Genomic DNA, 20,683 nt, shown 5'->3' with positions numbered 1-20,683 from the left:
TTAAAAGCAACGTGATTAAGTTATATTCATCTTACCATAATGCAGATTGATGTCAAATGCAAGTTTCACCCTTTAAAGGCGACGTCATCAAAAACGGTTTGTTATTTGCGCAGTTTACGGATCAGTTCGACGAAATACTCCGGTAAATCTGCTGAACGCTCAATGTATTCATCCGTTACAGGATGATTGAAGCCGATGACGCCAGCATGCAGCGCCTGGCCTCCTATATCCAATGTCTTCTTCGGACCATATTTCGGGTCACCGACGAGCGGATAGCCGATATGCTTCATATGCACACGGATCTGATGGGTACGGCCTGTTTCAAGCTGACATTCAACCAATGAGTATTTATCAAATGTCTCCAGTACATTGAAATGGGTCACTGCTGGCTTACCATCATCTTGCACGGACATCTCCTGGCGGTCACGCGGATTTCTGCCGATCGGCGCGTCAATCGTACCGAACTCATGAGGAATCACGCCATGAACGAGCGCTGTATATTTACGGGTCACTGTTTTATCAACCAGCTGCTCGACTAATCCGCGATGGGCAATATCATTCTTCGCAATCATCAGTAATCCGGATGTATCTTTGTCGATACGGTGGACGATGCCCGGACGGATCTCGCCGTTGATGCCGGACAAGTCCTTGATGGCATACATCAGACCATTGACCAGCGTGCCGTTCGGATGACCCGGTGCCGGATGAACCACCATTCCTTTCGGCTTATAGACAATCGCGACATCTTTGTCTTCATAGTAGATCTCAATTCCAAGGTCTTCAGCGACAAGATCGACTTCTTCCACTGGTTTTTCGGTCACCACAATTTCATCGTCCATCCGCAGTTTATAATTCGCCTTGACGGGCTTATTATTGACGACGACTAAACCATTCTTGATCCAGTCCTGAATCTGATTACGTGACCAGTCACTGTTTGAGTCTGTCAGATATTTGTCAATACGCTGACCGACCTCTTCTTCCTGTACTTCAAAATTAAATGTTTGCATGCTTTTTCTCCTTACTATCATTCATTAAAATCTCATAAATCAGTACGATGACACCCAAAGTCAGACAGGCATCTGCGACATTGAATATCGGGAAATCATAGTTGATGATCTTCGTATCAATAAAGTCGACGACATTCCCTCTGAACAAGCGGTCGATGAAGTTGCCGACAGCACCCGCGAAAATAAGCGTCAGCCCCAGCTGCATCACGGGCTTGAACGGTGCCTCAGTTCTGTAGAAATAAATGATGGCCATCAGCACGACAAGCGTGATGATGTAGAAGAAGACCATCTGATTCTGCAGCATGCCCCACGCTGCACCGTAATTACGATGGGAAGTAATCTCTAAGATATCACCGATGACAGATACGGAGTCACCGATATTCATCGTCTTGACAATAATCCATTTTGTCAGCTGATCAGCTGCCATAAGAAAAAGAGCAAGCGGCAGCATCAGATGCAGATTATATTTTCTATTCATGTTTTCACTCCAATCTCAATTATTCTACCATAGATTGATGAAACCGTCTTATAATAATAAGTTTACATAACATATTTAAAATAAATTATTAATTTGCATAAAAACGCCGCATCCTCGGGATGCGGCGTTTCTCTTATTCAGCGACCACCGCTGCACAGCGTGGGCAGAGATGCTCATCGTTCAGTTCAGTTGAGTAGTTCCAGCAGCGTTCGCATTTTTCGCCTTCCGCCTTCTCTACCAGGACATTTGCTGATACATAATCGGTTCCTGCTTTCTTGTCTGTCAGGACCGCTTGTGAGGTAATAAACAGCTGATGAAGATTGTCCATTGACTCTAAAATAGCTCTGTCTTCAGCATTTTCAACGTAGACCGTCACTTTTGCTTCCAGTGACTTACCGATTGTTTTCTCTGTACGTGCTTCTTCCAGCGCTTTCAGGACATCATCACGGATCGTCAGGAAACGTTCCCATTTCTCGACTAATTGACTGTCAACTTCATGCGTCTCCGGCATATCCGTCAAATGAACACTTTCTTCAGTAACGTGCGGTGTATGTCCCCAGATCTCTTCAGCCGTGTGCGGGATAACCGGTGCCAGCACTTTTGTCAGTGAGACTAAGATTTCATAGAGGACGGTCTGCATGCTGCGGCGGATAGGTGCATCCTCTGCTTCGATATAAAGAATGTCCTTACCGTAGTCCAGATAGAAATTGCTGAGTTCAACATTGATGAAGTTCTGCAATTCCTGATAGATGAAGAGATAATCGTTATTTTCGTAATGCTTGTGTGCATGACCGACAAAATCATACAGACGGTTCAGCATATAGCGGTCAACTTCAGCTAAATCTTCATAAGCAACCGCATTTTTAGGATCGAAATCATTGACGTTACCGAGTAAGAAACGGAACGTGTTACGGATTTTACGATAAACTTCAGAAACCTGCTTCAGAATATCATCTGAAATACGTACATCTGCCAGGTAATCCACTGACATCACCCACAGGCGGATGATATCTGCACCCATCTGTTTAACAACTTTCTCAGGCAGGATCGTGTTGCCGAGAGACTTACTCATCTTACGGCCTTGACCATCCATGACGAAACCATGAGACAGCAGTTTCTTGTAAGGTGACTGACCGCGTGTCGCCACCGCTGTTGTAATAGAAGAGTTGAACCAGCCGCGGTACTGGTCAGAGCCTTCAAAGTAGAGGTCTGCCGGGAATGATAGTTCTTCGCGCGCTTCTAAAACGCCGCGGTGTGAAGAACCTGAGTCAAACCAGACATCCATGATATCTGTCTCTTTCGTGAACTCGCCATTCGGGCTGCCGGCATGAGTGAAACCTTCCGGTAACAAGTCTTTTGCTTCTCGTTCATACCAGACGTTCGAACCGTGCTCTTCAACCAGTGTCGCGACGTGCTCAATGACAGCCTCGTCCATGATGATATCACCATTCTCCGCATAGAAGACAGGGAGCGGAACGCCCCATGCACGCTGACGGGAGATCACCCAGTCACCCCGGTCACGGATCATGTTATAGATGCGGGTTTTACCCCAGTCGACTTTGAATTCTGTCTCTTCGATGGCATCCAGGATATCCTGACGCACTTTATTGATAGACGCAAACCACTGCGGTGTCGCACGGAAAATAACCGGTTTCTTCGTACGCCAGTCATGAGGATAGGAGTGAGTGAAGAACTCAAGTTTTAAGAGTGCACCCACTTCTGTCAGTTTCTCAGTGATCAGTTTATTGGCCTTATCATAGTAGATGCCTTCATATTCACCTGCTTCTGCTGTGAAGACCCCTTTATCGTCGAGTGGAGAAATCACAGGCAGGTCATATTTCTGTGCCACAATAAAGTCATCTTCCCCGTGACCTGGTGCGGTATGAACACATCCTGTACCGGCATCAGTTGTGACATGGTCGCCGAGAATGACGAGTGACTCACGGTCGATGAACGGATGCTGCGTCATAATGTATTCAAGATCGGTCCCTTTGAATTCCTTCTCGATGACAACGGCATCTTTGTCCCAGCCTACTTTTTCACATACGGAGTCAAGCAGCGCCTGAGCAACGATATAAGAGGATTCATCTACTTTGACCTGCACATAATTCAGTGCTGGATTCACAGCGATGGCAACGTTAGACGGGATTGTCCACGGCGTTGTTGTCCAGATGACGAACTTAACACCGGCATCGACTTTACCTTGACCATCCTTCGTGTCAAAAGCAACATAGATAGAAGGCGATACTTTATCCTGATATTCAATTTCTGCTTCTGCTAGAGAAGATTCACTTGAAGGAGACCAGTAGACGGGTTTTTTCCCTTTGTAGATATAGCCCTTTTTAACCATATCACCGAAAAGACGAATCTGTTCCGCTTCGAATTTCTCCTGCAGCGTGATGTAAGGCTTATCCCAGTCCCCGTTGACACCCAGTCTCTTAAAGTCTGCTTTTTGCAGTTCGACCTGCTCCAGCGCAAACTGTTTACACAGTTCACGGAATTCTGCGACAGACATTTCTTTACGGTTCACACCTTTTTTAGTGAGTGCCTGTTCAATCGGCAGACCGTGTGTATCCCAGCCCGGGACATACGGCGCGTTGAAGCCCGTCATCGCCTTATAGCGCGTGATAAAGTCTTTGATCACTTTATTCAGCGCATGACCCATATGAATCTGGCCGTTCGCATAAGGAGGTCCGTCATGCAGAATATAAGTCGGTTTGCCGGCATTCTTCTCCAGGATTTTATGATATAAATCCTGTTCATTCCATTTTTCCTGAATCTGTGGTTCTTTGTTCGGTAAGCCGCCGCGCATCGGAAAGTCGGTCTTAGGCATCAGTAATGTCTCTTTATAATCCATCATATCATCTCCATTTTAGTAATAAAAAACACCAGAAGTGCAGGGACGGATCAATCCGCGGTACCACCCTGCTTAACTCCTGGAGTTCACTCATTAACATATTTAATTAAGGACAAAGTGATCCGTACTCGTCTCATATACTGACCTTGCACCATCGTCAGTTCGCTGGAAGATATGAGGACACGAGCACCGTCTTCATCAATATTAATCTTATTCTACCTTATTATCAGGTGTTTGTTCAATAGGTTTAGTCTCTAAATCGTAGTTGAGCAGATAATCCCAGTCCTCATTCTGCAGTAAATCAAGCTGCGCCTGCACAAGCATCTGGAAACGGGCGCGGAATATCTTTGACTGCCGCTTCATATCCTCAGTCTGGAATGCAATCTCCCGTGCCTTCTGCATCGCATCGTTGACCAGCATATCAGCATGATTCTGGGCGTCCTTGATGATGACATCTGCCTGCATGCCTGCTGAAGCCTTGATCTCATCGCCTGCACGCTGAGCCACGACCAGCGCCTCGCCTATCGTATTCTCGACAGCGCGGAAACGGCTGATGTTCTCATCTTTATCATCTATGATACGCTGCAGCATTGCTTTTTCCTCGCGCAGTTTCTCAAGTTCATCACTGAGTTCACGTAAATAATCTCTGACTTCATTCTCATTCAGTCCTTTGTGAACGATATTAAACTGTTTCATCTCGATATCTCTTGGCATGTATTCCACTTTTTTTCACCTCTAATTGAACAACGTCTCAAACGTCACTCTGATTTTATCTTTTTTAGTACGATCACCTATCGAAGCTATTTTAGCACGGCCATAGCCTTTAATTGAAATTAAATCACTTTCTTCGACCGTAAAGCTCGTCTTTGTGATCACACTGTGATTGACTTTGACATGCTCTGCCTCTATCATCTTCTGAGCTACTGCGCGAGATTTACGCGTCAGCTGCTGAATGACCGCATCAAGCCTCAGACTCGCAATCGTCGTCGACTGTGTCTGATAATGCGCCTCTGACTGTATCATGTCAGTAAAAGGCACGGGCTCTAACTTGACCGCAGCACCTTTGATTTTTGTCAGCTCTCTTTGCAGGTAAAGCGCCATCTGATTCGTGACGACGAACTGAATCCGTGCGCTTACTCTGATATCTCCGAGCTGCTCACGCTTGATGCCGGTCTGCATGATCGACCCTAGCAGGTTGCGATGGGATAATGTGACAAATTTATCCGGATAATGAACTTCAATCAGCTGGCATTCGAAGTCTTCTTCAGCGGCCTCAAAATAATCAGGTGCTAATAGAGCACGCTGACGTTCACTCTGCTCATCGCCCCCGAAGCATGAGATATTGACACCTGCCTGCTTCGCAACGACTGAATAGATATACTGTTCACGTGGATCAAGAAAAGGGGTAAGAACAGGTGCATAGGTCTGGTCAACCCGTTCACAGAACTGCATGGCACTCCTGATGACAGCCTGCTCCTCGTTTCTGAAATGCTGCATGATATTCATTCTAACTGTCCTTTCAGATAAAAAAATAACCTCACCTGCATGAGATTATTTTCTCTAATTACATAAACATCGGTACGATAAACTGATTAAAGATAGCGACAAGCCCTCGCTGGAACATCTGCAGGACAAAGATCGCTACGATCGGTGAAAAATCGAACATGCCGAGCGGCGGAATGATCTTTCTGAAGATCTCAAGATAAGGCTCAACAAATCTGCTGATCCATTCGCCGATGAATGATTCTCTTAAGCCCGGTATCCACGACATAAAGATATAGATAATAATGGCGTAGAAATAAACCGTCAGTAAAAATAAGATGCCATTTAAGATAGCTGCAATAACCCCTAAGCTCATTCTTCCTCCTCTGGCGCATCCAGCATCTCAGTGATGCTGCCTGCCACCTCTACATTATCTGGTGTACATAAGAATATATCCTGGCCGATACGCTGTATATCGCCCCCTATGGCATAGACCGTCCCGCTCAGAAAATCGATGATACGCTTCGCAGAGATCTTATCAATGCGCTGAAGGTTGACCAGGGTCGCCCTTCTGTTTTTCAGCTCATCTGCAATATCCTGTGTATCTGAAAATACTCGTGGCTCAAAGAGACACATCTTTGAACTGGCAGATACAGGCTCCGGTTTGATGTTGACCACATTAGGTTTAACGACACGTTTTTCAGTCGTCTTGATCTGTTTCACAGGTGCAGGTGCTGACTGCTTCTGGACAGATTGTGCACGCAACCGCTCTTCTCTTGTATCCTCACTGCTATAAACTTCGTTTTCATTATCTTCATCATCAATGACAAAGAATCCTTTAAATACATCTTTAATCGCCATGACAGCCTCCTATCCGACTAACTTAGTCCCAATTCTAATAAATGTTGACCCTTCACTGATGGCAGACAAGTAATCATTACTCATCCCCATCGACAGTTCTGTACACGGCGCATTCAGCTGGCCGAGTGCAGCGATCTTCTGCTGCAGTCGCTTCAGTTCAGCGAAGTATGTACGGAGCTGGGTCTGATCTTCAATATGTGGTGCCATCGTCATTAAACCGACGACCTCTATCTTCTCAAAATCCTTCAGGCCTTCGACAAAGGACATGACCTCCTCAGGTGCAAAACCATGTTTGGAGTCTTCACCTGCGACGTTGACCTGGACAAAACATCTGATCGTATGCACTGCGCGCTTCTCTATCTCATCAGCAAGCGACTGGCGGTCCAGTGAATGCAGGTAGTCGACTTCATTGATGACCTCTTTCACTTTTCGTGTCTGCAAAGAGCCGATGAAATGAAATGTCGCATCCTGCGGCAGGGCTGCTTTCTTTTCAAGAAACCCTTCAATCCGGTTCTCACCGAAATGTCTGAGACCCGCATCATAGGCTTCTTGTGCTCGGTCTATTGTAACATATTTTGTCACGGCGATAACAGTGGGAGGGTGTGCTGTCACTGCCTCGATTTCCTCATTGATCGCCTTCAGATTGTCTTTTACATCCATCATTGTTCCCTCGTTCCTATAAAAGCTAGCATGCGGCCTGTCTTACCGTTTTCAGTGCGATAAGAAAAGAAACGGTCGTCCTCTGCTGTACAGATGCCGCTGATGACAATTTGATCGCTGGGTATGCCTGCCTGTAGCGCCAGCATTTTATTGATACCTTGCAGGTCGATTTTGTAGTTGCCGTTGTCTTTCAGCTCAAAATAGCGTTCAGTATCCGCGCTGAACTGTCCTTTAATGTCTGCATTCACTTCGTAGCAGTCCGCACAGATTGACGGGCCGATGACACAGTGTAAGTGCTCAGGTGACGGATAGGCTGCGATCAGTTTCTGGACGATCTCACCTTGTGTCCCGCGCCAGCCTGCATGTCCGAGTGCAATAAATCCATCCCGGTCCGAGTATAGATAGACAGGGACACAGTCGGCAAAACACATCGTCAGGAGCACACCCTGGTCATACGTGTATAAGCCATCGATCCCATGCAGACTTTCTGTCAGTTCGCTGATATTCGTTCCTCTGTCAGCCCGCGTCACTTCCGCTATCTTATTGCCATGCGTCTGGATCGGAAAAACCCAGTTCTCACGACTGAAATCAATCGCTTCAGCGAGACGCTGCTGATTCAGCATGACATTTTCAGCTTCATCATCGATATAGAGCGCCATATTCATCGCATCTGACGGATAAGGACTGAATCCGCCTTGTCTCTCTGTGATACCGATTACTTTATTATCAACTCGTTTAAGTTCTGTATACATCAGCTTCTCCTAACAAAAAAGGCCCCACGATCACCTGAGTGACGATAGGACCGATTGAATAGTCTGGTTATCTTCTTGTACGGCGTGAGCGTGAACGGTCACGTAAAAAGCTTGGTACATCGAGGTCACTGTCACGTGATTCAGTCTGTTTAGGCTGGGATTGAGTCTGTGGTTGTGACTGCGAATAAGAAGGCTGTACGTATGAAGTCTGCTGTGACTCATAGCGCTCTTCTCTTGGCGTTTCTCTTACCGGTGTACTCGTCGTCGGGCGGACCGGCTTATCATTGAATCCTGTCGCAATCACAGTGACAACGATTTCATCCTGCAGTTCAGGGTTGATGACTGTACCGAAAATCATGTTGACATCTTCATCTGCTGCATCCTGAACGATGTTGGCAGCTTCCTGTGCTTCGAACAGTGACAGCGATTCGCCACCTGTGATATTCATCAGGACACCTTGTGCACCGACGATTGAAGTCTCAAGAAGAGGTGAAGAGATGGCTTTCTTAGCGGCTTCCATTGCACGGTTCTCACCCGAAGCGACACCGATACCCATCAATGCTGAACCTTGGTTGGACATGATCGTTTTAACGTCAGCGAAGTCCAGGTTGACTTCACCGGATACTGCGATCAAGTCAGAGATACCTTGTACCCCTTGGCGTAAGACATTGTCTGCCTCTTTGAAGGCTTCCATCATCGGTGTTGATTTATCGACGATATCAAGTAGACGGTCATTCGGGATAACGATCAGTGTATCGACAGCTGCTTTCATCGCCTCTACACCAGCTGCTGCCTGTGTCTGACGTTTACGGCCTTCAAATGAGAACGGACGAGTCACGACACCGACTGTCAGCGCGCCCATTTCCTTAGCAATCTTGGCCACGACCGGCGCTGCACCCGTACCTGTACCACCGCCCATACCAGCAGTGACGAATACCATATCCGCACCTTGGATGGCATCTTCTATCTGTTCGCGTGATTCTTCAGCGGCTTTTTTACCGATCTCAGGATTGGCACCCGCTCCTAATCCACGCGTTAATTTCTCACCGATCTGAATTTTTGATGAGGCTTTTGATAAGTTTAATGCTTGGCCATCAGTATTAATTGCGATGAATTCAACATTGTTCATACCGTGTTCAATCATTCGGTTGACTGCGTTATTACCGCCTCCACCGACACCAATGACTTTTAATGTAGCCAGATGATTAAATCCTTGTTCAAATTCCAACATTCCCTTTTCCTCCTATACTGTAATGGCCATTATTCAAATAATGATTTCATGATTTTTTTCATTAATCCTGGTTGTTCTTCTTTTACTTCTTCATCAATATCGTCAGATTTAACAGTCACTGTTTCACCTGATTCGACATTGACCTGATTTTTTCGTTTAAATAAACCTTTAGCTGGTTTGGATTTTTCCTCGGAAACTGTGTACTGTTCTTCCACAGGTGTTTCATGATTATTAATTGTAACATAATCAAGAAGTTCATCAAAGTTAATACCACTTGAGATGGTCGCGATTGCTGAGGAGAATTCAGGCTTTCTGATGCCCATCTGAGTCGGTATATGGACGCGGACCTTCTCATTCACCATGTCCTGCAGCAGATCTTTGATGCCGAGCATATTGGCCGTGCCGCCGGTGATGACAAAACCGCCGTTCACTTTATCAATGCCCATTTCCTGCAGCAGCTCGAATACTTCCTCATAGATTTCTTCGACACGCGCCTCGATGTAATCGCTGAGTTCTTTCTGATTGAAAGCCGCTTCTTCCTCTTTATCGTTCTGCGTGACATGAAATACGTCCTGTTCGCTTGCGTTATCATAAAACGCATGACCGTACTGCTCTTTGATGCGCTCCGCTTTATCGTAGGAAGTGTTCAGGGCCTGCGCGACATCGTTTGTAATGTGGCTGCCTGCGACCGGAATGCTGTCCGCATCAAATAATGCACCCCGCTCATAGAAGGCGACCTGTGTCAGCTGGTCACCGATATCAATGACGCAGGCACCGAGTTCAACTTCAGTCGGTGTCAGAATATGGGTATAGTTGAAGGCATCTGAATAGACATCCAGCACCTCGACACCACATGCTTCCACACATCTTAAAGTATTGACGAGCAGAGAGCGATTGATGGTGATCACACCTGCATCAACAGCGAGACTCTGAGTGGCTACCATCTCTTTTGGATCGCTGACTTCATGAATATCGTCGACGATGAAGAGTTTCGGATAGACACCGATGATCTCTGTGTTGTCTGCCTGATATTTATCGCGAACTGAATCAAGGACATCTTCTATATGCTGGCCTGTGATTTCAGTCGATTCGCCGTTGAACTGAATCGCATTCTCAATATCAAGGATCTCTGTATGAATAACCGGCATCTTGACAAAGACTTCTTTAATGTCGACACCAGAAGCAATCTTGGCTTTTTTAAGTGCGTCTGAAATCGCTTGCTTCGCGACATCAAAATCATCGATGACGCCACGTTTGATCCCATCTGTGAATGTCTGGCCTGTGCCTATGACGTTAATTCCGTTATGAAACTTCTCGCCAACAACCACCTTTACACTCGCTGAGCCGATATCTATGGCTACATAGTAATGTTCTTCCATTCTATAGGCACCCCTTTTTTCTAATTTTTACACTATTTTAAGTTTACATGATTCATACGTCATTGTGAACAAAAAAACGGTTTTACACCTCATATATTGCTTCATCCTTGTTCAGCAGTCTTGCTCTCTTTCTGCCGTTCCAGTTTCTTTTTAAGAGACTGCATTTTATCATCGTGTTTTTTCTTGTCCCGTTCTTTCTTCGCTTCTATTTCACTTTCAATTTCAAGCCGCTTCTCTTCCGCTTTTTTTGATTCATATGGAATAAAGACGGCCCCTATCTCCAGATCAATGATACCTGGTTTGATCAGATTGCCGTTAGAGTCTCGAGGAATATCCTTCATCATACCCGGATAATAGTTGAGCTTGTCGCCCATCGTTCGTAAATCACCGATCACTTCCAGTCCATCGTTCATAAAGATCTGAACACGGGCAGAAGCCTCACGATTAGGCAGAAAGTTGATTTCAGACATGTTATTGCGGATGGACTCTTCCGTCCGGTTGAGGATATCAATCATCCTTACCCTGTCACTGCCTTCAAAGTCATTCAAGATCGGACCCGATTTATCAGCCTGCTGCTTTTTCAGGATCTGACCGTTTTCGAGCACCGGATGATAGGTGCTGCCATCAGCGACGATGGCACGCACCGCATATTCCTGTATGTTCACATCGACCTGATTCGGGAAATGACGCTGAATCTCGACGTTTTTCACGCCGTCCTGCAGCCGGAGGTTCTGCTCCATCTCAGTGACGGGCAGTGTATAGATGCGGCTGTTCTTCCCTATATCCAGTATTTCGCTGACTTTCTTATCAGTAATCAGATGATTGCCTGCAATCTTCACGTCTTTGACATAGCTGATGCCTGTAAACATATATAGAAGGACTAACGTGACCATACAGATCACCGCCATAAAAATAGCGAACTGGATTCTACGTTTTCTTTTTCTTTTCTGACGTCCACCTTGTTTCAGCTGCTTTAATCGTTCATCTGACATATGACACCGACCTGTCTGATGAACTCATCACCGCGCACTTCAAATGTCTTGTATTGATCCCAGCTGGCACAGGCCGGACTAAGCAGGACTACCTCTCCGGCCTTCGTATAGTCTGCCGTCTGATTGACCGCATCTTTCACGTCCTGACAGATGGTATACATAATGCCGTGCTGATCAGCAAATAACTTCAACTTCTCAGTAGTCTTACCGACAATATACATCCGTTTCACCCGCTCGACATGCCGGTCTAAATCCTCAAAGCCATTGCCCCGGTCGAGCCCGCCGCAGATCCAGTGTACCGGTTCATTAAAGGCGTCAAGGGCAAATGACGCAGCGAGTGTATTGGTCGCTTTGGAGTCATTGTAGTAGCGCACCCCGTTATGTGCTGTCACAAACTCCAGTCGATGGCTGATGCCTTTGAATGTTGTCAGCGTCTTAATGATCGCTTCGTTGTGGAGCCCTGCGAGTTTACAGGCTGCCACACTGACCAGCACATTCTCGAGGTTATGCTTACCTGGCAGAACAATATCCTTTACATCAATGATGAATTCATCTCTGAAATAAACTTTGTCCGCTTTAATATAGCTGCCGTTGGTCTCTTGTGACGTCGAGAAGTAAATAACCTGGCTTTTTATGTCGCTGTCATCCAATAAGGCCTTCTGGTCAGAATTGAAGATGAGGAAATCTTCAGCTGTCTGGTTTTTAAAGATATTCAGTTTGGCGCGGACATATTCATCCTGCGTGCCATGATAATCCAGATGCGCGGAATAAATATTCGTGATGATGGCGATGTGCGGCCGGTAGGTCTGAATCCCCATCAGCTGGAAGGATGAGAGCTCCGTCAGCATATAGTCCTCCGGTGCTGTTTCCTGCGCCACTTTTGAGGCGACGTATCCGATATTACCGCTCAGATGCCCTTTCACGTCACTCTGCTTGAACATATCGCCGATAAGTGAAGTGACCGTCGTTTTACCGTTGGTCCCTGTGATGGCAATCGTGCGTCCCTCATGGATGCGATAAGCGAGCTCCACTTCAGTGATAATCGGAATGCTGCGTCTGCTAGCCTCCTGCAGAATTTCTATCTGGTAAGGGATGCCCGGGTTTTTGACGATCAGGTCAGTATCATCCAGCAGCGAAAGCGGATGGCCTTGGTCAATGACGCGCACACCAAGCGTCCGCAGCGCCTGCGCATCCTCACTCGTTTCAAGGGAGCCGCCGTCATTGACGACCACAGTCGCCCCTAACTTCAATAATAGTTTAGCCGTCTCATAACCACTTTTCGCAAGGCCGAGTACAAGGACGTGCTGACCTTGATAATCTGTCACATTTTTCATATTAGTTCACTCCTAAATAAATACCGATCAAGCCGCTGATTAAGCCGACTGCCCAGAAGACGAGGACAATCTTCCACTCGCTCCAGCCGCCCAGTTCAAAATGGTGATGAAGCGGGCTCATACGGAAAATACGTTTGCCGGTTAACTTGAATGAGGCCACCTGCAGCATCACTGATAATGTTTCTGCTACGAACATCAGGCCGATGAAAAGAAGCGTCAGTTCCTGGTTCAGCATAATTGAGACAGTGGCGATGATGCCGCCGAGGGCAAGCGATCCGGTGTCTCCCATAAAAAGCTTGGCTTTATTTTTATTGTAGAGGAGAAACCCTGCCAAGCTGCCGATCAGAATCAGTGTGAAGAGCATGATGCCTGCCTGCTGCTGTACAGCAGCCAGATAGGCATAGCAGCCGAAAGCAATGATGGACAGCCCGGTCGCCAGACCATCAACACCGTCTGTCAGGTTGACCGCGTTAGAGAAACCGACCTGCCAGAAAATGATGAACACAATATACAGAATACCTAACGGTAACCCTGCATCAGTGAATGGAATGTTGACTGTTGTACTGATTTCAAGCAGCCCTAGAAAACGGCTGACAGAATAGAACAATACAGCAATCAGAATCTGCAAGAGAAACTTCTGCTTTGATGTCAGCCCCTGATTATGCTTTTTCACCACAATGATATAGTCATCGATAAAACCGATAAGCCCGAAACCAAGTGTCACTAATATCAGCAGTATGATAGGACCACGGTCTTCCACAAACAGCAGGGCGATCAGGCTCAGCAGTAAAGTGCTCAGCAGAAAAGTCAGCCCTCCCATAGTCGGTGTTCCACTTTTCTTCATATGGCTTTGAGGTCCTTCCTGGCGAATGGACTGGCCGAACTTCAAGCGTTTCAGTAAGGGGATAAAGATCGGCACGAGGATAGCGGTCAGAATAAAAGCACTCAGTGCAAAAATAATTGTCTTCATATTAGTTTTAGGCGGCTAGTCGGTAGCCGCTTTCTCCTTTGTAGTTTTTGACTCCTTGGCCTGTGCAGATGTCTGTTCTTCAGACTGTTTCTTCGACTGGTCGACTTCTTTCTGCAAGGCGTTTTCTTCATCTTTACGTTCCGCATCAATTATCTGGTCATAAGCCGTTGACTGTTTCAACGGGTCTAGTGAATCCATATCAACGACGATCTCCTGACCTTTTTTAACAGCTGTACCGGCAGGAACGGATTGCTTAATGACATAGCCGCTGCCGTCAAACTTAATCGAGGCGCCCGTCAATGTCTCAAGTGCATTAAGTTCACGTTTAGACCAGCCGGAGAGATCAGGCAGGGTGATATCACCTGAAGTCAGGAGCAGTACCTTGCTTCCTTCAAGCATGTGGCCGGATGCGGGCTGTGTCGCCACCACCTGGTCACCCGTACCCAGTACCACCGGCTTCAGGTTTCTCGCTTCGATTTCAGATACCGCTTTATCCGTGCTGTCATTGAGAACAACCGGCACCTCAGTCGTCGTCACCTTATCGTTTTTCTTTGAACCGGACGAGACATCGAGGTATTTCAGCGTATTCTCCATCAATGGCTTGTAGCCTTGTGAGACACCTATATTATACGCTTCTGCGTCGTTTTTCTGGGCTAAAGACATCCCCATATAGACGATGACTCTCGGCTTGTCTGCGGGCGCATAACCCATGAAGCTGACGAAATACGGGTTCGGTCCCTGCACGTAGCCGCCGTTTTCTGTGTCAGCGACTTGTGCTGTCCCGGTCTTCCCGGCGATCTGATAATCATCTATCCGGTAATTAAACGCATGCATCTCAGAACCGTAAACAACATCTTTTAATTCCCGCATTGTTTTTTTGGCTGTATCGGCTGTGATCGGCTGACCGACCACTTCTCTCTTACCTTTTATAACGACTGAGCGGTCGGGAGAAGTCACAGACTGAACGATATAAGGTTTCAACATCTGACCTTCATTCAGGATAGCGGACTCCGCCTGAACCATCTGTACAGGCGTCACTGTCGTGGACTGACCGAAAGCTGAAACTTTCTGGCTCAGCGGATCTCCCCACGAAATATTCCCTGCCGGTTCGCCGTCAAAGAGCACGCCGGTCTTCTTGCCGAAGCCGAATTTTTCATAGTACTTCTCCATTTTATCAATGCCGACTTCGTCCTGCAGTTTCATCATCAGGACGTTCGAGGACAGCTGAAAGCCTTCATTCATGGAAATCTTGCCCCAGCCGACATCGTTCCAGTCGGAAATCTCGTGGCCTTCAACCTTCCTTGTCCCTGACATATATTTCTTCTGACGCTCATACTTACCTTCTTGGATAGCAGCAGCAAGTCCGAATGTCTTGAATGTTGAGCCGGGCTCATAGGTATTCTGGAATAAATCATTCTGCCATTTATCACCAAAACCTTCTCTTGTCTCAGGATTAAATGTCGGACGCTGACTGAAGCCCAGTATTTCTCCTGTCTTCGCATCAGCTACGACCGCAAAGACATCCTTCGGTTTATAGCGCTTCACCATTTTATCCATCGCATCCTCAACAAATATCTGGATATTCTTATCGATGGTCAGATGCACATCATCGCCGTCGACTGCCGGCTTGACATTCCCTGAGTTAGGCAGCACGTATTGCCAGATATCCTGGTTGAATGAGGTCCTGCCGGGCTGTCCGGACAGATAAGTGTTAAAGACCTTCTCAATCCCGAGCATCCCTTCAATCTGCCCTGTATCCGGATTTTTTTCTGCGAATCCTATCGTGTGTGAGGCAAAGTTGCCGTTCGGATAGAAACGCTTCTTCTCTGCGAAGAACGTCAGGCCGGGCAACTTCAATGCCTCGATCCTCTTCTTCTGTGCATAGGTCAGATCTCTGCCTGCTTTGCCGAACTCAACCTGGAACGCTTTCTTTGTTGATAGCTTAGCACGTATCTCCTTCTCCGGCATGTCGATGATTTTCGCCAGGGCATGAGACGTCTTCTTGACATCCACCACATGCGCAGGCGACTGATCAGTGTTCTTCATATTTTTATCCAGGACTGCAATCAGTTTGTAGGCGTTGACATCCTGGGCAAGGATTTGCCCGTTGCGGTCATAAATATTGCCGCGTCTAGGCTGGTTGATGATACTTCTCGCATATTTCTCACTCGCTTTAAGCACAAGATCCTGTCCGGATGATGTGCCTGTCAGCATCACAAAGGAATATCTAAAAATCAACAGAAAAAAGAGCAGTCCGAATAACAAAACCAGAAGGACTGCTCCTATTTTATTTTTCTTTATTTTAATTGCTGCCATCTTTTTGCACGACCTTTACGTTATCATTTTTCAAGCTCAGGCCGTAACCTTGTGCTTTACTATAGATACGTTCGTAAGATGATTGCTTCATTGCTTCAGATTTTAATTCGCCGTTGATATCTTTCTGGTGAATAATTTCAGACTGTGTTGTTGCAATTTTGCTATTCATATCATACGCATCATACTTTAAAGATAGCATATAACTACTGACCAGTGCAATCAATGCCACAAGGACTAAGTAGACCATTTTTTCTAATTTGGATAATGAAACAACATGGGTTTTTGTTGCCGTTTTGGTTTTAGTTTTAACGGGTGTGTCATACGCTTGGTCAAAGACATTTCTGTTTACATATTCAGCTGCCATGTTGTCACCTCTTATTTTAATACTTCCACTACTCTGAGCTTCGCACTTCTCGCTCTATTATTGGCAGTCAATTCTTCTGCTGAAGATTCAACAGGTTTGCGGTTGACAAGTTTCAGCTTCGGCTTGAATTCCTCCGGTATAACCGGCAATCCTCGCGGCACATCAGGCCCCTTTCCATATTCGCGGAAAATCTGTTTACACATCCGGTCCTCCAAGGAATGGAACGTGATGACGGAGATACGTCCGCCTACTTTAACTGAATCAATCGCCTGTTCAATTGATGATTCAAATGCACCTAGTTCATCATTGACAGCTATCCGGATGGCCTGAAAGACTCTTTTCGCCGGGTGTCCGCCCTTGCGTCGTGCAGGGGCCGGGATACTTTCTTTGATGAGATCAACGAGCTGTGCTGTCGTTTCAATCGGTTGTGTTTCTCTTGTTTTTTCAATATTTCTTGCTATTTGTTTAGAAAACTTTTCTTCTCCGTAACGATAAAAGATGGATACGAGTTTTTCGTACGGCCATTCATTGACCACTTCATAAGCTGATAAGTCCTGGGTGCGGTCCATACGCATATCCAGTCGTGCGTCCTGATGATAGCTGAAGCCTCGCTCAGCATCATCCAGCTGCGGACTTGATACACCAAGGTCATAGAGAATGCCGTCTACTTTATCGATATTCAGTTCATCAAGAACCGTCCGTAAATGACGGAAATTATTTTTAACGAGTGTAACCTTATGTAAATGTTCTTTAAGTACTTCTTTGGCATTATCCAGTGCAGTATCATCCTGATCGATTGCAATCAGTCTGCCTGAATCCGATAGCTGCTGAACCAGATAGAGACTATGGCCTGCACCACCTAATGTACAATCGACATAAACGCCGTCTTTCCTGATATCCAGCATATCGACTGTTTCATTTAATAATACGGTGATGTGATGGAACATATTCTACCTCCTAAAAATCTATATCAATCAGCTCTTCAGCAATTTCTGAATAATGGGGTTCAGTTTCCTCATAGAATTTCTGCCATTCAGCGCGGTCCCACACTTCAATCCGGGTCGAGACGCCGACGACGATACATTCTTTAGATAGACCCGCATACTCTCTCAGGTTAGCCGGGATATTGATGCGTCCCTGTTTGTCCAGTTCAACTTCAACTGCCCCTGAGAAAAACAACCTCATAAATTTACGAGCGTCTTTTTTCGTAATCGGGAGAGAGGTAAGCTTCTCTTCGATTTTCTGCCATTCAGCAAGTGTATAACCGAACAAACAGCGATCAAGACCACGTGTAATCACGAAATGTTCTGATAATTCATCACGGAATTTGGCTGGGACAATGAGTCGTCCCTTCGCGTCCATCTGGTGTGAATATTCTCCCATGAACATCGCTATCACCTCGTCTCCCTAATAATTTACCATACGTCCCCACTTTTCACCACAAATTATATAAAAAATCCCACAACTATTTTAAAAAAAATAAAAAAACCATTTTACATATATGTAAAATGGTTTATACAAGTGTATTAAATTTCTAGAACCTGATGGTCTAAAGTATAGTGAACGCTTTCAATGACATCATCAAAAAGCGCAAGTGAATAATTATTCAGCATGACTAACGGATGCCACGTGCGTTCCTGCAGACCGCCTCTTGGATGAAGATGTGCGTCGATTTCATTATAGTGCTGCAGAACGGTTTTATTGCGTTGATGGAGCTCTTTATTATAGGCCTTTTTCAAGTAATCCACTTGCTTCAGATGATGCTTTAAATTAGCTGCGATCAGACGGCTGACCTGCTCACTCTCAGCAATTTGCATCATCTCCTCATACGAGGACTCTAAATCCTGAGTTGTCTGGTAAAGTGTCTCAAACAACGCTGTGTTCGCATCCTGCTGCAGAAAATGGCCGCTCTGCTCCTGCAAGCCGTGCGTGACGACTTCTGCTAGAGGCAGTTCATAACGCTCCAGCAGTTTACGCATACGTGCATCCAGATAAGTGATGCGCAGACGAGGCATGACAATCGGCATCTCGCGCTCTGCAAAGCGGAAGACTGAATGCAGTTCGCCCCAGTATCTGACTTCAGCAGGTCCGCCGATAAAAGCCAGGGTGTTGAACAACTGTTCTTCCATCAGAGGTCTTGTTACCACGTTATTGCTGAAGCGTTCAGGTGAATGCTCAATCAGTGAACGGATCTCTTCTTTCGTGAAACTGTCATCTGATTTACTTAGATAATAACGGCCGTCTACTTCATTCAGCAGCTGACGTTTACCATCTACAGACATGAACAAGTGCACATTTGTCGTCGTCTCAATGGAATAGGAATCCATCTTGCGCTGACCTTCCTGGAAAGCAGCATCAATCTCTGCATGATGATCAAACATCCAGAGCAGCTGATCTTTTTCCAGCTGTCTCAGTTCAGCATCTGCACTGTCAATCAGGATCAGGCCATAGTTTTTAAACAGTTCATGAATTAAGTGCTTGAAATGAGCCGTCCAGTTTAACGGCAGCTGCATCAATTGATTGTAGAGCGTCTGCGTGCGTTCTGTTTCATGCAGCTGACTGATGAAGGTTGTAACTGTGGCTGCCATCTCCTCTTCAGTCAAGTCGAAATGCGAGACGGAATCTTCTGCTTCACGCTTGGTAGCCACTTTCAATTTCTCCATGCGACGCTGACTTTCATTGTAGAGATAAGCATGATTGACTTCACTGAAATCATGGTCCTCACCTGCTATCCAGAAGACCGGAACGATTTGAGTGCCCAGCGCTTGAGACTGTTCTTCTGCCAGTACGATGATTGAGATGATTTTATGTATGGTGTAGAGCGGACTGATAAACAAGCCTGCCTGCTGTCCCCCGACGACCACTTGATGACCTGCGCGTAGTGCGCTGAGATTGTCACGCTGGGAAACGGACAGCTCAAGGTCAGACATATAGTTTTCAATGACCTGGCCAAGCTTTTCAGAATGTGGATGAGGCGCAATCTGATGACGCTTCTCATAGATGCCAGGTTCCTGCAGCGCATAATCATAACTGTGGAAGTCACCTGCTGCATATTTACCTAGAAAACTCTGTCGGTCATCTTGAACGGTTGATATCTTCATGAGTCGAACTCCTTCATATTATTCTGTTCACAATTATAAAGATTTAAAATCCATATTACAATGTAGTTGCTTAAACATAAAAAAAGCCCTTATTTCTCTTCAGAAATAAGGGAATGTATTACTTAGCGACTACTTCTTTACCGTTGTAAGCGCCACATGATGGGCATACACGGTGTGATAATTTCATTTCGCCACAGCTTGAGCATTCTACCATACCTGGTACTGAAATTTTGAAGTGCGTACGACGTTTTCTTTTTGCTGTTTTAGATGTTCTTCTTTTTGGTACTGCCATGTTTTTCTCCTCCTCTACATATTAAAGCAGATCCTGCAATTTAGCGAGACGCGGATCGACAGCAGGTTTCTGCTGAAGCTGATCCTCGTTAACAACTTCCCAGCCTTTTCCTTCCGTCAGAGACATTTCAGAGTCTTCTTTAACGGCACGGACAGGCTTTTCGAGTACAACCAATTCTTCAACGACAGGTTTCAGATCGATCATGCCGTTGATGATTTCATGACGGTTCAATTCCTCGTCTAGATCAAAATCATTCATATCGAATACTTCCAGCGACTCAATATGAATAGGAACTTCAACAGGGTCAAGGGTTCTAGCATCTTCCATCACAAAATGACCTGTGATCAGAATATCTGCATAGACTTCCTTCGACTTAGTGGTCAAAGTACCTTCTACATGAATCGGTGATAAGTCAATCAACTGAAGATTATCAATAAGATGCGGAAATTCGACATCATTCTCAAACTGAAGTGGTGCATCCTGGTGTTTACGAAGTTGATTAATAGACCATTTCATAGGTTTCACCTCTTACAAACACAAAATTTATTTTAACTTCAAACTATATACTTTGTCAAGATTTTTTCTTAACAGTATATTCTGATACAAT

The 20,683-nt window shown here is 45.8% G+C and carries 21 protein-coding genes; all 21 read right to left on the bottom strand.

The annotated features are described in order from the left end of the window. Positions 1-101 precede the first annotated feature (101 nt). Complete coding sequence (locus tag ERX55_RS03585) at positions 102-1,007, bottom strand: RluA family pseudouridine synthase (RefSeq protein ID WP_133451230.1); 906 nt, start codon at positions 1,005-1,007, stop codon at positions 102-104. Beyond that, entirely contained in the window at positions 994-1,485 is a 492-nt protein-coding gene (gene lspA, locus ERX55_RS03580; protein WP_133451229.1) for a signal peptidase II, read from the bottom strand. Before lspA ends, ERX55_RS03585 begins: the two co-directional genes overlap by 14 nt. 133 nt (positions 1,486-1,618) lie before the next feature. After that, positions 1,619-4,342 carry an isoleucine--tRNA ligase gene (gene ileS / locus ERX55_RS03575; protein WP_133451228.1) on the bottom strand — a complete coding sequence of 908 codons (2,724 nt, stop codon included), beginning with the start codon at positions 4,340-4,342 and terminating at the stop codon, positions 1,619-1,621. Positions 4,343-4,552: 210 nt separating this feature from the next. Then, entirely contained in the window at positions 4,553-5,056 is a 504-nt protein-coding gene (locus ERX55_RS03570) for a DivIVA domain-containing protein (protein ID WP_279512550.1), read from the bottom strand. Between the two features lie 21 nt (positions 5,057-5,077). Beyond that, the gene (locus ERX55_RS03565; RefSeq protein WP_133451226.1) at positions 5,078-5,848 is read right to left on the bottom strand and encodes a YlmH family RNA-binding protein; all 771 of its coding nucleotides are present in this window, start codon (positions 5,846-5,848) and stop codon (positions 5,078-5,080) included. Positions 5,849-5,906: 58 nt separating this feature from the next. Beyond that, entirely contained in the window at positions 5,907-6,200 is a 294-nt protein-coding gene (locus ERX55_RS03560; protein ID WP_133451225.1) for a YggT family protein, read from the bottom strand. Continuing rightward, positions 6,197-6,685 (bottom strand): cell division protein SepF, encoded by a 489-nt coding sequence (locus tag ERX55_RS03555; protein WP_133451224.1) that lies wholly within the window; start codon positions 6,683-6,685, stop codon positions 6,197-6,199. The genes ERX55_RS03560 and ERX55_RS03555 overlap by 4 nt, the downstream gene beginning before the upstream one ends. 9 nt (positions 6,686-6,694) lie before the next feature. Next, positions 6,695-7,345, bottom strand: coding sequence for a YggS family pyridoxal phosphate-dependent enzyme (locus ERX55_RS03550; protein WP_133451274.1), 651 nt, complete (start codon positions 7,343-7,345; stop codon positions 6,695-6,697). Then, a complete protein-coding gene (pgeF, locus tag ERX55_RS03545) occupies positions 7,345-8,097 on the bottom strand; it encodes a peptidoglycan editing factor PgeF (protein ID WP_133451223.1) in 753 nt (250 codons plus the stop codon). The genes ERX55_RS03550 and pgeF overlap by 1 nt, the downstream gene beginning before the upstream one ends. A gap of 67 nt (positions 8,098-8,164) precedes the next feature. Then, entirely contained in the window at positions 8,165-9,328 is a 1,164-nt protein-coding gene (gene ftsZ / locus ERX55_RS03540; RefSeq protein WP_133451222.1) for a cell division protein FtsZ, read from the bottom strand. A 29-nt stretch (positions 9,329-9,357) separates the two neighbouring features. Further along, positions 9,358-10,707 (bottom strand): cell division protein FtsA, encoded by a 1,350-nt coding sequence (ftsA, locus tag ERX55_RS03535; RefSeq protein ID WP_133451221.1) that lies wholly within the window; start codon positions 10,705-10,707, stop codon positions 9,358-9,360. 101 nt (positions 10,708-10,808) lie between these two features. After that, on the bottom strand, positions 10,809-11,699 hold the full coding sequence (locus ERX55_RS03530; protein ID WP_133451220.1) for a cell division protein FtsQ/DivIB: 891 nt from the start codon (positions 11,697-11,699) through the stop codon (positions 10,809-10,811). Then, complete coding sequence (gene murD, locus ERX55_RS03525; RefSeq protein WP_133451219.1) at positions 11,681-13,033, bottom strand: UDP-N-acetylmuramoyl-L-alanine--D-glutamate ligase; 1,353 nt, start codon at positions 13,031-13,033, stop codon at positions 11,681-11,683. The genes ERX55_RS03530 and murD overlap by 19 nt, the downstream gene beginning before the upstream one ends. A 1-nt stretch (position 13,034) precedes the next feature. Continuing rightward, a complete protein-coding gene (gene mraY, locus ERX55_RS03520; protein WP_133451218.1) occupies positions 13,035-14,003 on the bottom strand; it encodes a phospho-N-acetylmuramoyl-pentapeptide-transferase in 969 nt (322 codons plus the stop codon). Between the two features lie 15 nt (positions 14,004-14,018). After that, positions 14,019-16,319: a penicillin-binding protein gene (locus ERX55_RS03515; RefSeq protein ID WP_133451217.1), complete on the bottom strand. Its 2,301-nt coding sequence runs from the start codon at positions 16,317-16,319 to the stop codon at positions 14,019-14,021. Beyond that, entirely contained in the window at positions 16,306-16,683 is a 378-nt protein-coding gene (gene ftsL, locus ERX55_RS03510) for a cell division protein FtsL (protein WP_133451216.1), read from the bottom strand. Before ftsL ends, ERX55_RS03515 begins: the two co-directional genes overlap by 14 nt. Positions 16,684-16,694: 11 nt before the next feature. Beyond that, complete coding sequence (rsmH, locus tag ERX55_RS03505; RefSeq protein WP_133451215.1) at positions 16,695-17,630, bottom strand: 16S rRNA (cytosine(1402)-N(4))-methyltransferase RsmH; 936 nt, start codon at positions 17,628-17,630, stop codon at positions 16,695-16,697. Between the two features lie 10 nt (positions 17,631-17,640). After that, positions 17,641-18,072, bottom strand: a complete 432-nt coding sequence (gene mraZ / locus ERX55_RS03500; RefSeq protein WP_133451214.1) for a division/cell wall cluster transcriptional repressor MraZ — start codon at positions 18,070-18,072, stop codon at positions 17,641-17,643. Positions 18,073-18,209: 137 nt separating this feature from the next. Next, positions 18,210-19,784 (bottom strand): bacillithiol biosynthesis cysteine-adding enzyme BshC, encoded by a 1,575-nt coding sequence (gene bshC, locus ERX55_RS03495; protein WP_133451213.1) that lies wholly within the window; start codon positions 19,782-19,784, stop codon positions 18,210-18,212. 118 nt (positions 19,785-19,902) lie between these two features. After that, entirely contained in the window at positions 19,903-20,076 is a 174-nt protein-coding gene (gene rpmF / locus ERX55_RS03490) for a 50S ribosomal protein L32 (RefSeq protein ID WP_133431044.1), read from the bottom strand. A gap of 21 nt (positions 20,077-20,097) precedes the next feature. After that, on the bottom strand, positions 20,098-20,592 hold the full coding sequence (locus ERX55_RS03485) for a YceD family protein (RefSeq protein ID WP_133451212.1): 495 nt from the start codon (positions 20,590-20,592) through the stop codon (positions 20,098-20,100). Between the last annotated feature and the right edge of the window lie 91 nt (positions 20,593-20,683).

It is taken from the genome of Macrococcus bovicus (genome assembly GCF_004359575.1).
GTDB classification, from domain to species: Bacteria; Bacillota; Bacilli; order Staphylococcales; family Staphylococcaceae; genus Macrococcus; species Macrococcus bovicus.
Note: the sequence above shows the minus strand (reverse complement) of the source record. Positions and strands in the feature narration are given on the sequence as shown.